The organism is Streptomyces sp. CLCI03 (assembly GCF_053615355.1).
Map to the genome: position 1 here is coordinate 1,123,339 of NZ_CM132132.1, position 12,752 is coordinate 1,136,090.

Annotated in this window: 10 protein-coding genes and 1 pseudogene; 5 read left to right on the plus strand and 6 right to left on the minus strand. The window is 73.0% G+C overall.

Annotated features, from left to right (window positions below):
* Positions 1 to 44: 44 nt before the first annotated feature.
* Together ACWG52_RS05280 and ACWG52_RS05285 are read right to left on the minus strand one after the other, a co-directional pair.
* The gene (locus tag ACWG52_RS05280; protein ID WP_389810193.1) at positions 45 to 2,108 is read right to left on the minus strand and encodes a SpoIIE family protein phosphatase; all 2,064 of its coding nucleotides are present in this window, start codon (positions 2,106 to 2,108) and stop codon (positions 45 to 47) included.
* A gap of 7 nt (positions 2,109 to 2,115) precedes the next feature.
* Positions 2,116 to 3,441, minus strand: a complete 1,326-nt coding sequence (locus ACWG52_RS05285) for a DUF6777 domain-containing protein (protein WP_389810195.1) — start codon at positions 3,439 to 3,441, stop codon at positions 2,116 to 2,118.
* Positions 3,442 to 3,603: 162 nt separating this feature from the next.
* Here ACWG52_RS05285 and ACWG52_RS05290 point away from each other — a divergent pair, with 162 nt between their 5' ends.
* From ACWG52_RS05290 to ACWG52_RS05300, 3 genes are read left to right on the plus strand one after another with little or no spacing between them, the layout of a single operon-like run.
* Complete coding sequence (locus ACWG52_RS05290; protein ID WP_389810198.1) at positions 3,604 to 4,596, plus strand: YndJ family protein; 993 nt, start codon at positions 3,604 to 3,606, stop codon at positions 4,594 to 4,596.
* Positions 4,593 to 5,126, plus strand: coding sequence for a DUF1990 family protein (locus ACWG52_RS05295; protein ID WP_390167665.1), 534 nt, complete (start codon positions 4,593 to 4,595; stop codon positions 5,124 to 5,126). The genes ACWG52_RS05290 and ACWG52_RS05295 overlap by 4 nt, the downstream gene beginning before the upstream one ends.
* Positions 5,127 to 5,146: 20 nt before the next feature.
* A complete protein-coding gene (locus tag ACWG52_RS05300; protein WP_389810204.1) occupies positions 5,147 to 6,586 on the plus strand; it encodes a lipase maturation factor family protein in 1,440 nt (479 codons plus the stop codon).
* Here ACWG52_RS05300 and ACWG52_RS05305 read toward each other — a convergent pair.
* Both ACWG52_RS05305 and ACWG52_RS05310 read right to left on the minus strand, forming a co-directional pair.
* Positions 6,572 to 7,555, minus strand: coding sequence for an NAD-dependent epimerase/dehydratase family protein (locus tag ACWG52_RS05305; RefSeq protein WP_390136644.1), 984 nt, complete (start codon positions 7,553 to 7,555; stop codon positions 6,572 to 6,574). The two genes, ACWG52_RS05300 and ACWG52_RS05305, sit on opposite strands and share 15 nt — an antisense overlap.
* 179 nt (positions 7,556 to 7,734) lie before the next feature.
* Positions 7,735 to 7,908: a hypothetical protein gene (locus tag ACWG52_RS05310; protein WP_158711909.1), complete on the minus strand. Its 174-nt coding sequence runs from the start codon at positions 7,906 to 7,908 to the stop codon at positions 7,735 to 7,737.
* Positions 7,909 to 8,237: 329 nt separating this feature from the next.
* Here ACWG52_RS05310 and ACWG52_RS05315 point away from each other — a divergent pair, with 329 nt between their 5' ends.
* On the plus strand, positions 8,238 to 8,714 hold the full coding sequence (locus tag ACWG52_RS05315; RefSeq protein WP_389810210.1) for a hypothetical protein: 477 nt from the start codon (positions 8,238 to 8,240) through the stop codon (positions 8,712 to 8,714).
* Between the two features lie 19 nt (positions 8,715 to 8,733).
* Here the strand turns inward: ACWG52_RS05315 and ACWG52_RS05320 are convergent, their stop codons facing one another.
* Entirely contained in the window at positions 8,734 to 10,221 is a 1,488-nt protein-coding gene (locus ACWG52_RS05320; protein WP_389810213.1) for an SDR family NAD(P)-dependent oxidoreductase, read from the minus strand.
* 291 nt (positions 10,222 to 10,512) lie between these two features.
* Here ACWG52_RS05320 and ACWG52_RS05325 point away from each other — a divergent pair.
* Positions 10,513 to 11,244, plus strand: a pseudogene (locus tag ACWG52_RS05325) (DMT family transporter); the annotation flags it as partial.
* Between the two features lie 105 nt (positions 11,245 to 11,349).
* On the opposite strand, the gene ACWG52_RS05330 reads toward ACWG52_RS05325, so the two are convergent.
* Positions 11,350 to 12,636 carry a transglycosylase family protein gene (locus tag ACWG52_RS05330; protein ID WP_389810216.1) on the minus strand — a complete coding sequence of 429 codons (1,287 nt, stop codon included), beginning with the start codon at positions 12,634 to 12,636 and terminating at the stop codon, positions 11,350 to 11,352.
* Between the last annotated feature and the right edge of the window lie 116 nt (positions 12,637 to 12,752).

A 12,752-nucleotide genomic window follows, 5' to 3' on the forward strand; every position in this document is an offset into this window, starting at 1 on the left:
GCGCGGCGGGGGCGCGGCGGGGCCGGGGGCCCGGGCCGGGTGGATCAGCCCATCACGAACTCGCACCACACGCATTTGCCGCCGCCCCGCGGCTCCACGCCCCAGACGTCCGCCAGGCGGTCCACCAGCATCAGGCCCCGCCCCGAGACGCCCGACTCCCCCGCCTCGCGACGGCGCGGCAGTGCGCTGGAGCGGTCCTCGACCTCCACCCGTAGGCGGCGCTGGGGGCCCGCCAGGACCCGTAGGGTCACGATCGCCGGGCCGTCCGTGTGCATCAGGGCGTTCACGATCAGCTCGTCCGCGACCAGTTCGATCTCGTCGGCGCGTTCCCGCGCGCCCCAGGCCCGTACCGCCGCCCCGATCATGTGCCGGGCGGCCACCAGGGCCTCCGGGTCGCCCGGTGCCACGTGTTGCTGGAGGCGGCCGCCGCCTTCCTGGGCGGCCACCACGTTGCGGCGCAGCAGGAGCAGCGCCATGTCGTCGTCCCCGCCCCGTTCGTCGACGATCTCGCACAGCAGGTCCGCCAGGAGCGGCAGGTCCGCCGGCCCGCGGCGGATGTGGGAGGTCAGGAGCTGGATTCCGTCGTCGAGGTCGGCGCCCGGTTGTTCCACGAGGCCGTCGGTGCACAGCAGGATCGTTTCTCCTGGGTCCAGCTCCACCGTGGTCACCGGGTACTCCAGGCGGCCGAACTCCGCCGAGAGGCCGAGCGGCATCCCGCCCGCCACCGGGAGCCGGTGGCAGTCCCCGTCGCGGGTGCGCAGCAGGGGGTCGATGTGGCCCGCCCGGACCACCTGGAGGACGCCCGTCGCGAGGTCGGCCTCCACGTACGTGCAGGTCGCGAACCGGTCGGTGTCCAACTCGTGCAGGAAGACGGAGGCGCGGGCCATGACGGTGCCCGGCGAGTGACCCTCGGCGGCGTAGGCGCGCAGCACGATCCGCAGTTGGCCCATGACGGCCGCCGCGTGCGTGTCGTGGCCCTGGACGTCGCCGATGACGGCGCCGACCCGGCCGCCCGGCAGCGGGATGACGTCGTACCAGTCGCCGCCGATGTCCTGGCCCATCCGGGCGGAGCGGTAGCGTACGGCGATCTCCCCACCGGCCACCGAGGGGATCCGCCGCGGCAGCATGGCCTGCTGGAGGCCCTCGGCCAGGTCGTGCTCCTGCTCCAGCAGCATGGCCCGCTGGAGGCTCTGCGCGATGCTGCTGCCGAGGGCGACGAGGAGGTTGCGCTCCTCCTGGGTGAAGCCGTCCTTGTCCTGGTAGAGCAGTCCGATCGCGCCGATCGGCCGGGCCTGGGCGATGAGCGGCAGGTACGCGGCGGCCGAGATCCGCATGTACGAGATCCTCGCCCAAAGCCCGGGGTAGTCCCGGGCGAACTCCTGCGCCGAGTCGAGGAAGCGCGGCTCCAGCGAGCGGACGACCTCGCTCATCGGGTACTGCTCGTCGATACGGGTGTAGCGGGTACCGGGGACGAAGCTGTCCTCCGGCCCCTCGGCGACCAGGTGGATCCGGCCGGCTTCGACGAGGCCCATCACCATGCCCATCGAGCCGAGCCGTTCCAGTCCGTGCGCGTCGCCGATGACGTCGATGACGTCCCGCACGGTTCGGGCGTGCGCGAGGGCGGCGGTGGTGGACTCGACCACCGAGGTCTGGCGGCGCCGCTCCTCGTCCAGGCCGAGCCGCTCCGCCGAGTGGCTGAGCTCGTCGGTGGCGTCCCGGACGATGCCGATGATCCGGTACGCGCGGCCGTCCTGGTTGCGCATGACGCGGCCCTGGGTGTGGGTCCAGCGCAGCCGCCCGTCGTGGCAGCGGATACGGAAGTAGGCTCCGTAGCTGTCCTCGCCGCTCTTGAGGGCGGAGGAGACGAGGGCGTCCAGCCGGGCCGCCTCGGTGGTGGGCACGCGCGGGTCGAGCGACTCCGGCCGGCCGTCGTACTCGTCGGGAGTCGTGTCGAAGACGTCGAGGGCGGCTTCGTCCATGTGCATGAGACCGGTGACCAGGTCCCAGTCGAAACTGCCCATGCGGTTCAGCGAGAGCGACCGGTCCGGGTGTGCGGGCCAGTCGTCCGGCAGCGATACGGTGGTCGGCACCGATCCACCATGACACACGGGCCGGTCAGGCGCTCTCCAGCGGATAGCCCCCGTCCGAGGTCTGCGGCTGCGCGGCCGGGTCCGGGACCGTCCGGGAATCGCTCGCGTTCGGGTCGTAAGGAGCGTTGGGGTCGGACGGGCTGTCGGGGTCGGACGGGCTGTTCGGGTCGTACGGGGTCAGGGGGTCGCCGGGCAGCGCGGCCGATCCGTCGGGATCCAGGGGAATCGCCTGCTCGCCGGGGGCCTGCGGCATGTCGGTCGTGCCGTCCCAGGGATCGGCGGACGGCGGCCGCTGCGGCAGTTGCGGCTGCCGCGGCCTGGTGGACGGGTTCGACTGTGTGCCCGGGTTCCGGGGCCGGTTCCCGCCGGGCGAGTCCTGCGAGGCCTGCGGGTCCTGCGCGCAGTCCGTCGCCCCGGGCGTCGGCGCCGCCGGGGCGTTCGGCGAGGACGGTGCGACCGGTGCGGCCGGTGCGGCCTGGTTCGGCGGGCAGGGGTCGCCGGACGCGGCCCCGGGCGGGGTGACGGGCCCGTCCGGGATACCGGCGGACGGGTCGTACGGGGGCAGCGCCTTCGGGGGCCGGTCCTGCGCTCCGTCGTCACCGCGCTTGCGTTCGATCCAGGTGTTGTCGGCGATGTTGACGATCACCAGACTGTTGATCACGTGGGCGGTGGGTTCGATGACGACGACCTGGTTGGCCTGGTAGCCGCTCCACGGGTCGCCCTTGTGCTGCGGGGACCCCTTGGCGGTGCGCGGGGAGGCCAGCGGGTTTCCGCAGCCGCAACGGACCCGGGGCATGCCGTGCTCGTCCACGAGGACGGCGGTGCCGGCCTGGAGGACGGACTGGAAGCTGTCGGCGGCGCCGTCGCGGAAGGCGTGGTTGGTGACCCGGGTGTCGGCGCGCAGGACGACGGGCGTCAGGCCCCGCAGGAAGTCGGGGATCTTCTGCTCTTCGATGTTCGAGGCCTCGGCGAAGGCGCGGGACTTGTCCTTGTCCGCGGTCAGGAAGGCGACCTGCTGTTCCACGTCGCAGCTGCCGAGCCGCTGGGTACCTCCGTACAGGCCGGGAGTGGCCGCGTTGACGGTGCGGATGCCCTGGCCGGTCGCGTTGGGCAGCGGGGGCTGAACGGGGGCGGACTCGGCGGTGGCCGTGGAGGCGGTGAAGGGGTCGGGGCCGGCGGAGGCCACGGGCTGAAGGTAGACCTCCTGGCTCTCGGCCCCGGGTGCGCCCTTCGGCTCCTCCGCGCTGCCGCACGCCGCGGCGAGCAGGCCGAGGAGGGCGAAGAGGGCGGCTCCGGCGGGTGCATGACGACGCGACGCCTGACGCGGTGTCGGAAGTGACGATCCGTTCACTTGAATCTCCCTTTTCGCCCCGATTGCTCCCTCTTGTCTGCCGCATCCGCGCGGGAGTCGCAACCGGAGCACTCCTTGAACATGTTCAAGGAACGCCGTAGGCTCACCCCTGCGAGTTGAACGCGTTCAAGGCGTTGACCGCAGCGTTGGGGGGAGTCCAGGGTGACGGCATTGGTGAACGTGATCGTCACCCTGGGCATGCTCTACGTCGTCCCGGCCGGCCTGCGGCTCATCGACCCGGTCCACCTCCTGCGCACGGCCCGCCTCTGGCCGCTCGCGGCGGCACCCGGCGCGCTGTGCCTGTGGCTGCCCCGCGGCCTGCCCGCCACCGCGCTCGCCGCGCTGTACGCGGCGGCCTGCCTCGCGCTCGCCGCCCGGGCCCCGATCCGGCTGCTGCGCGCCCGCTCCCTCACCCCGCCCGAGATCGCCGTCGCCACCGCGCTGGTCTCGCCGTCGATCGCCGCCACCGCCCTGGTCTGCGAGCGTGCCGGACACCGGCTCTTCGGCTTCGACCTCGACATCCTGGCCCTGACCGTGCCCCACTTCCACTTCGCCGGGTTCACCGCGGCCCTGGTCGCCGGGCTGGTGTGCCGGGCCGTGGGCGGCCGCGCCGGGACCGGCGGCCTCGCCTGCTGGGCCGCCTGCAGCGTCCCCGCCGGCACCCTGCTCGTGCTGCTCGGCTACTTCGTCGACGACTGGGCCGAGCTGCTCGGCGCGGTGGTCCTGACCGGCGGAATGTGGGCCGTGGCCCTGCTGACCTGGCGGGAGATCCGCCCCGCCGGCCCGGACCGGACCACGCGGACCCTGCTCGCCACCTCGGCGGCCGTGCTCGTGGCCACCATGCTGCTCGCCCTGTGGTGGGCGGCCGGCGAGGCCACCGGGATCCCGCACCCCACCCTGACCTGGATGGCCGCCACCCACGGCCTCGGCAACGCCCTCGGGTTCGCCCTGTGCTCGGTGCTCGCCTGGCGCCGACTGACCGCCGGGGCCCGCACCGTCGAGGCCGACACCGCCGAGGCCGACACCGCTGATACCCGCACCGCCGAGGCCCGTACCGCCGAGGCCCGCACGGCGGACCGTCCGGACCGCCGGCCCGGCGACCGCCCCGCGCCCGCACCACGTACGCCCTCCGACCGAGTGGAGATCTCGTCATGACCCGCCTCATCAGCGCCGGCCGGGACACCGTCAACTACCCCGACCGGGGCTCGACGGCCCACCGGCCGCTGCCCGCCGGCTACAACCACCTGAACCACCGCACCCGACTCGGACACGGCCGGGCCGTCTTCGAGGCCGCCGGAACCGCGGTCACCACCTTCCACGCCCACCGGACCTCGGGCATGCGGGTACGGGCCGACGACGGCGCGGTCCGGCCCGGCAGCCGGGTGATCGTGGGCATCGGCCTCGGGCCGCTGCGGATCGAGGCCCCCTGCGAGGTGATCTGGACCGCGTACGAGCCCGCCCGTATCGGGTTCGCCTACGGAACCCTGGCCGGGCACCCGGAGTGCGGCGAGGAGTCCTTCGTCGTGGACATGGACCCGGACGGCACGGTGTGGTTCACGGTCACCGCCTTCAGCCGCCCGAACACCTGGTACACCCGCCTCGCCGGACCGGTCATCCCCTTCCTCCAGCTCAGCTACGCCCGTCTGCTCGGTCACCACCTGCGCAAGCTGGCCGCCACCGGCTGACCGGTCCGATACTGGAGGCGATGGACTGGTTCACGGCGCCCGGGTACTGGCTCGCCCGGCTGGTCTTCCAGCGGGCCCTGGCCGGGGTCTACCTCGTCGCCTTCCTCGGGGCCGCCCTGCAGTTCCGGGCCCTGATCGGGGCGCACGGCATGACGCCCGTACCGCGCTACGTACGGTACGTGCCCTTCCGGCGCGCCCCGAGCCTGTTCCAACTGCGCTACTCCGACCGGCTCTTCGCCGGATGCGCCTGGGTCGGCGCGGCGCTCGCCGCGGCGCTGGCCGCCGGCGCCGGCGACGAGGTGCCCCTGGCCGCGGCCATGGCGATGTGGGCCGTGCTGTGGCTGCTCTACCTCTCGATCGTGAACGTGGGGCAGACCTGGTACTCCTTCGGCTGGGAGTCACTGCTGCTGGAGGTGGGCTTCCTCGCCGTCTTCCTCGGCAACGCGCGCGCCGGTCCGCCCGTGCTGGTGCTGTGGCTGCTGCGCTGGGTCCTCTTCCGCGTGGAATTCGGGGCCGGGCTGATCAAGATGCGCGGCGACCCCTGCTGGCGCAAGCTGACCTGCCTGTACTTCCACCACGAGACGCAGCCGATGGCCGGGCCGCTGAGCTGGTTCTTCCACCATCTGCCGAAACCCCTGCACCGGGTGGAGTGCGCGGCCAACCACGTGACCCAACTGATCGTCCCCGTGCTGCTGTTCACCCCGCAGCCGGTGGCCTCGTACGCCGCCGGGATCGTCATCGCCACGCAGCTGTGGCTGGTGCTCTCGGGCAATTTCGCCTGGCTGAACTGGCTGACGATCACCCTGGCCGTGTCGGCCGTGGACTTCACCGGCCTCGTGGGCGCGCCACCGGCGGCCGCCTCGCGTACGGGACCGATGTGGTTCGTGGTGCTGGTGTGCGCGGTGACCGCCCTCGTCCTGTTCCTCAGCCGGCACCCGGTGCTCAACATGGTCTCGCGCCGCCAGGTCATGAACCGCTCCTTCGACGCGCTGCACCTGGTCAACACCTACGGGGCCTTCGGCTCGGTCGGCCGGGTCCGGATGGAGGTGGCGGTGGAGGGCACCGCGGACCGGGTGCCGCGCGCGGACGGGGACTGGCGCGAGTACGGCTTCAAGGGCAAGCCGGGCGAACCGAACCGGATCCCGCGCCAGTTCGCCCCCTACCACCTGCGGCTGGACTGGCTGATGTGGTTCGCCGCGATCTCCCCCGACTACGCGCGTGACTGGTTCGGGCCGTTCGTGGAACGGCTGCTGGCGGGTGACCGGGACACGCTGCGGCTGCTGCGCGCCAACCCCTTCCCGGACGCCCCGCCCGTGCATGTCCGCGCCCTGCTGTACCGCTACCGGTTCACCACCTGGCGGGAGCGGCGCGAGACGGGGGCGTGGTGGCACCGCACGCTCGTGCGCGAGTACCTCCCGCCGACCCGCCTCGCGGACGCGCACCGCTCAGAGCCCGAGTAGCGCGGCCTCCCGCTGCGCGGAGATGCCCTTGGCCGGTACGTCGGGACGCTGCGGGGCGACCCCGCCGAGGCTACGCAGCCAGCTCCAGGTGTCGGCCACGGTCTCCTCGACCGGCCGGCACGTCAGGCCGGCGGCCAGCGCCTTGGAGACGTCCCCGCGGTGCGTGTGGTCGTAGGCCTCTCCCTCGGGAACCCAGACGGGCAGCTCGGTCCAGGGCTCCACGCCCGCCGCCAGGAGCCGGTCCGAGTCGGTCCAGCGCAGCTCCGCGCCGCCCCCCGTGGCGGCGGCGCAGGCTTCGAGGAGCGTTCCCATCGTGGCGTGTCCGGACGGGGAGACCAGGTTGTAGGCGCCCGCGCGCCCCGCCTCGGCCGCGTCCAGGGTCCAGCGGGCGAGGTCGCGTACGTCGATGTACTGGATCGGGAGTTCACGCGGTCCCGGGGCGAGCACCGGACCGCCGCGGGCGGTGCGGTTCAGCCACCACGGCAGCCGGCCGACGTTCTCGTAGGGGCCGAGGATCAGCCCGGCGCGTGCGAGCAGGGCGCGGTCCCCGAAGGCGTCGAGCGCGGCGAGTTCGCCGCCCCGCTTGTCCTCGGCGTAGTCGGTCGACCCGGCGTCCGGCGAGCCGTCGACCAGGGTTCCGTCCTCGGCGAGGCCGGCCGGGGCGGGGTAGGCGTACACCGAGCGGCTGGAGACGTACGCGTACCGTGCGACCCGGTCGCGCAGCAGGGCGCCGCTGTCGCGCACGGCCGTGGGGGCGCCGCCCCAGGTGTCGACGACCAGGTCCCACTCCCCCGTGTCGAGGGCCGCCAGCCCACCCGGGGCGGTGCGGTCCCCGTGGAGGGCGGAGGTGCCCGGCGGGGGCGTGTGGTGTCCGCGGTGGAAGACGGTCACCTCCCAGCCCCGGGTCAGGGCGTCCTCGGTGATCGCGCGTCCGACGAATTCGGTACCACCCAGCATCAGCAGCTTCATGTGCGCCAGCCTGCCGGGGCGGGCGGGGCGGTGGAAGCGGTGATCGCCCTCGGCGATGACGCTCAGGGCGTAGCCGGGCCGGGAACCTCACCGGGGCCGGCCGCGGTGGCCTTCGTCCGGGCAGGGCAGCGCCCCCGGTGCTCGTGGGCACGAGGGGGCGCTTGGCACCGCTGTGCGGACTAGTCGATACCGGGCAGGATGTGCGCCTCGGCCAGGTCGTCCTCGTATCCGGCCAGCCGGATCGGGGCGGATCGGGCCCAGACCTCAAGGCTTCCGAGTTCGTCGGTCCGGGGCTTCGCCCGCGTTCCCGTCCGCTCCATCGCCTTCGGTTCGGGCTTCGTCTTCTCAGTCACCGCGCACTCCTTCGTGTCGCGCAACCCGGCAAGCGGACCGCGCGCCGGGCAAGGGATGAAAGGTTTCCGGACGCGGTGGCGCCTTAGTGGAGCGCGGCCCGGATGGGGGCCGTCTTGATGCCCCAGAGTACACATATGAGCGGACCTCCGCTCGATAGGAAGGCAAAATCCGCTGCGCCCTCTTACTTTCGCTCCTGGTTCAGCAAGTCGTAGGCCTACGGGTACGTGGCGGGTGATCTGCTCGACCCCGGACGCGCGGGGTGTGACGGAGGGGGTCGGCGGTGGCGAGGTCCGAAGTGCCCGAGGCTCAAGTCCCTTACGTCACAAGCGTGCTGGAGCTGATGGAGCTGTTGCGCGCCGACCCCGGCGACCGGGGTCTGCGCACCGCGGCCCTGCTGCGCCGCTCACACCCCTTCGACAAGGAACTGCAGATCGCGGGCTTGGTGCACTGCCTCGGAAGTTTGCTCCGTCTGAGTGACGGAGCGGTTACGGTCGGAGTGGCGGCGGAGTCGATCCGCCCGTTGCTGGGCGAGCGGGTGGCCCGGCTGGTACGGCTGCAGGCGCAGCACCGGCCCACCGACGCGTACGCCGGACCCCGCTCCGGCGACGACGCCGAGGCGGTGGCCACCTTGTGCCAGGCCCGGGACTCGGCCGGGGCGGCCGGCCCGGACGCGGGCGTACTGGAGGACTGGCAGCCGCTCCTGGAACTGGTCGCGGCCGGTACCCGCCGGGCCGGGTCCCCCGGGAACGCACGCGACCCCCTCGGTTCACCGAGGGGGTCGAGCGGGCCGTACCGGGCCTGGTAGGAGCCGGGCTCCGGGGTGGTTACCAGTTCGCGGGGGCGTAGTCCTTGAGGAAGACGCCGAACAGGTCCTCGCCGGCCTCGCCGCGGACGATCGGGTCGTAGACCCTGGCTGCGCCGTCGACCAGGTCGAGCGGGGCGTGGAAGCCCTCCTCGGCCAGGCGCAGCTTGTCGAAGTGCGGGCGCTCGTCGGTGATCCAGCCCGTGTCGACCGAGGTCATGAGGATGCGGTCGGTCTGGAACATCTCCTGGCCGCTGGTCCGCGTCACCATGTTCATCGCGGCCTTGGCGGCATTGGTGTTCGGGTGCCCCGCGCCCTTGTAGCCGCGGCTGAAGACGCCTTCCATCGCGGAGACGTTGACGATGTACGCGCGGCCGCCCGCCGCCTTGCGGGCGGCCTCGGCCATGGCCGGCCGAAGCGCGCTGATCAGGATGAACGGCGAGGTGTAGTTGCACAGCTGGGTCTCGAGCAGCTCCACCGGGGAGATCTGGTCGATGGTCTGCACCCAGGTGTTGCTCTCGACGACGTCGGGCAGCAGGCCGCCGGCGTCGATGGCGGTGCCGGCGAGGTGCCGCTCCAGGCTGGCGTTGCCCGCGACCAGCGCGAGGTCGGCGACCTTCTGCGCCTCCAGGCCGCTCACGCCGACGGGCAGCGCCGCCAGGCCGTCGACCGCGCCGGAGTTGAAGGCGCCGATGACGTGGTGGGCGGGGAGCTCACCGGCGGGCAGCGGGGCGCCCTCTCCCTCGACCAGCGCCGCGTAGGCGCTGGGGAGCCGGCGCACGGTCTGCGTGGCGTTGTTGATCAGGATGTCGAGCGGCCCGGCGGCCGACACCTGCTCGGCGAGGGCCACGGACTGGGCCGGGTCGCGCAGGTCGATGCCGACGACCTCCAGGCGGTGCATCCAGTCCGCGGAGTCCTCCATCGCCTTGAAGCGACGGATGGCGTCCTTGGGGAAGCGCGTGGTGATCGTGGTGTGGGCGCCGTCGCGCAGCAGCCGCAGCGCGATGTACATGCCGATCTTGGCGCGGCCGCCGGTGAGCAGCGCGCGCTTGCCGGTCAGGTCGGCGCGGGCCTCGCGCCGGGCCCGGTTCTCGGCGGCGCAGGGCGGGCAGAGCTGGTGGTAGAAGTAGTCGACCTCGACGTAGCGCGTCTTGCAGACGTAGCAGGAGCGCGGGCGCTGGAGTATCCCGGCGATCCGGCCGGCCTCCGTGACCGAGGAGGGCAGGATGCCCTCGGTCTCGTCGTCGATGCGCTCGGCGGAGCCGGTGGCGGTGGCCTCGGTGACGGCCTTGTCGTTGGCGGTCTTGGCGGCGCGGCGCTCCTGGCGACGGCGCTGCTTGACCGTGCGGTAGAGGCCGGCGGTGGCGCGGCGTACGGTGATGGCGTCGGGGTGGTCGACATCGAGCTTGTCCAGCTCGTCGAGCACGCTGAGGCAAAGGGCCAGCCGGTCGGGGTCGATCCCGGGCCCGAAGGCGTGTCCGTGGTCGTGGCTGTCTTCGGTCACCGTCATCGCCGCTGCCGTTCCTTGATCACTCGTCCGCATCCGCCTGCTGCGGAAGTCCTCAAAAGGGCAACTGTACGGATGCCACGCGCCCGGGACCAAACCCGTTCCCGTCACCCTCACGCATCGCAAGCGCGGCGTCACCGTGCGCGGTGGTTCGCCCGCGTCGGGGCACCGACGGAGGTCGCCTTCCGCTGCCCGAGGGGCCACGCTGCGTACTCCCGTACTACGCCGGGGGTATGACTGATCACCACCTGTGGGCGGAGGAATAGCGCAGGTGGGTCGGGCATTGTGGAGCTTATGAGTGCACTGGCGCTATCGGTCCTGCTCTGCCTCGTGTCCGCCTTGGCGTACGCGGGTGGCGCGATCGTCCAGGAACGGGTCGCGGCGACCACGCCGGACAGTCGATACGCCCCGCTGCGCCGGGGTGGCTGGTGGGTGGCGGTGGGGTTGAACGGCCTCGGTGCGCTGCTGCACGTGGTGGCCCTCGCGTACGGGCCGCTGAGCCTGGTCCAACCGCTGGGCGCCCTGACCATCGTCTTCGCCCTGCCGATGGCGGCCGTCTTCGTACGGCGCCGGGCGGGCGCGGCCGCCTGGCGCGGGGCGGTGCTGGCCACGGTCGGCCTGGCCGGACTGCTGGCGCTGACCGGCGGGAACGGGCGGGCCGAGCAGTCGCTCGCGCAGGACGAGCGGCGCCTGCTGCTGATCGTGACCGGGGCGCTGGTGCTGGCGCTGTTCCTGGCGGCGCACCGGATGCACCGCGCGGTGCTGCACAGTGTGCTGCTGGCCGCGGCCGCCGGTACGGCCTTCGGCATGGCGTCGGTGTTCACCAAGTCGGTGGCCGAGGACTTCGGGCCGGGCGCGCTGTCGGGCCTGTGGCCCGACCTGGCGGCGATCGCGGTCCTGGCGGCGGGCGGGCTGCTGCTGTCGCAGGCGGCCTATCGGGGGGCCGGGCTGACCGCGCCGCTGGCGACGGTGACGGTGATCAACCCGGTGGTGGCGGCGACGGTCGGCATCACGCTGTTCGGCGAGGGCTTCCGGTACGGGGCCGCGGGCGCGACGGCGGCGGTGGCCAGCGCGACGCTCGCCGCGGCCGGCCTGATCCTGCTCACCGTCGTGCCCTCGCACGTGCGCGGGTCAGATGCGGACCCCGTGGCCTCGGAGGTACTTGAGCGGGTCGATGTCGGAGCCGTATCCGGGTCCCGTGCGCATCTCGAAGTGCAGGTGCGGTCCCGTGGTGTTGCCGGTCGAACCGGAGCGGCCGATGCGCTGCCCTCCGGAGACCTGCTGGCCGGCCTTGACGCCGAGCGCGGAGAGGTGGGCGTACTGGGAGTACCGGCCGTCGGTGTGCCGGATGACGACCTGGTAGCCGTAGGCCCCGGCCCAGCCGGCGGAGACGACCGATCCGGGTCCCACCGACTTGACGGTGGTGCCGGTCGCCACCGGGAAGTCGACACCCGTGTGGTAGCCGCTGGACCAGGAGGATCCCGAAACGCGGTACGCGGTACCGAGGGCGGCGTCGACGGGGGCGGAGAAGCCGCCCGCGGCCGGCTTCTGCTGCGCTGAGGCGGGCTCCGGCGCCGGCTTCTCGACCGGCTTGGGTGCGGGCTTCTCGGCCGGCTTCTCGACCGGCTCGGGTGCGGGCTTCTCGGCCGGCTTCGCGGCGGCCGGCTCCCCGGGCGTGACCGGATCGGCCGTCCGCGGCGGCTTCTCGGGATCCTGCCGGGGCGGTGGCGGTAGGGCCGGACCCGCGGTGACCCTCAGGGTGAGCCGCTGGCCCGGGAAGATCAGGTTCGGGTTGCCGCCGATGGTGGTCCGGTTGGTCTCGTACAGCGCCTGCCAGCCGCCCTCGACGTGCTGGTCGGTGGCGATCGCGGAGAGCGAGTCGCCGGGTGCGACGACGTACGGGTTCGGCAGGACGGTGGTTCCCGTCGGCACCGGTGCGCCGGCCTGCGCCGGGGCCGTCCGCGCCACGGGCGTCGCCGCGGCCGCGGGCGTCACCGGGGACTGTCCCCGCGTCTGCGGGGTGACGGCGGGCGCCGGGCCGCTGCGGGAGAGTCCGGCCCGCTTCCCGCACTCGGGCCAGGCGCCGGGCCCCTGACCCTTCAGCACCTTCTCCGCGACCGCGATCTGCTGGTCCTTGGTGGCCAGGTCGGCGCGCGGGGCGTAGAGGGTACCGCCGAAGGCCCGCCAGGTGCTCTGGCTGAACTGGAGGCCGCCGTAGTAGCCGTTGCCGGTGTTGATGCGCCAGTTGTTCGTCGACTCGCAGGACGCGACCTTGTTCCAGGTGTCCACGGAGGCCGCGTGGGCGACTCCGGCCCCGATGAGCGGGAGCGCGATCCCGGCCCCACCGGCGGTGACGGCCAGTGAGGCCCGGTTGATGCTGCTCGGCTGATACCGGCGGTGCCGGCCCCGTACACCCATGGGAGCCCCCATCGAAGACATCAGGAACCGCACAACCTAACGGCGCGATCACAGCGTGACAAGAGGCGCAACGGGGCGCATGCCAAGGGAACTTGACTGTAGCTCGATGAGTAAAA

Bases quoted from the DNA above. Each gene is read 5' to 3' on its own strand.
- ACWG52_RS05295 (WP_390167665.1), top strand. From the start codon at position 4,593: ATGACCCGCCTCATCAGCGCCGGCCGGGACACCGTCAACTACCCCGAC.
- ACWG52_RS05300 (WP_389810204.1), top strand. From the start codon at position 5,147: ATGGACTGGTTCACGGCGCCCGGGTACTGGCTCGCCCGGCTGGTCTTC.
- ACWG52_RS05305 (WP_390136644.1), bottom strand. From the start codon at position 7,555: ATGAAGCTGCTGATGCTGGGTGGTACCGAATTCGTCGGACGCGCGATC.
- ACWG52_RS05320 (WP_389810213.1), bottom strand. From the start codon at position 10,221: ATGACGGTGACCGAAGACAGCCACGACCACGGACACGCCTTCGGGCCC.
- ACWG52_RS05330 (WP_389810216.1), bottom strand. From the start codon at position 12,636: ATGGGTGTACGGGGCCGGCACCGCCGGTATCAGCCGAGCAGCATCAAC.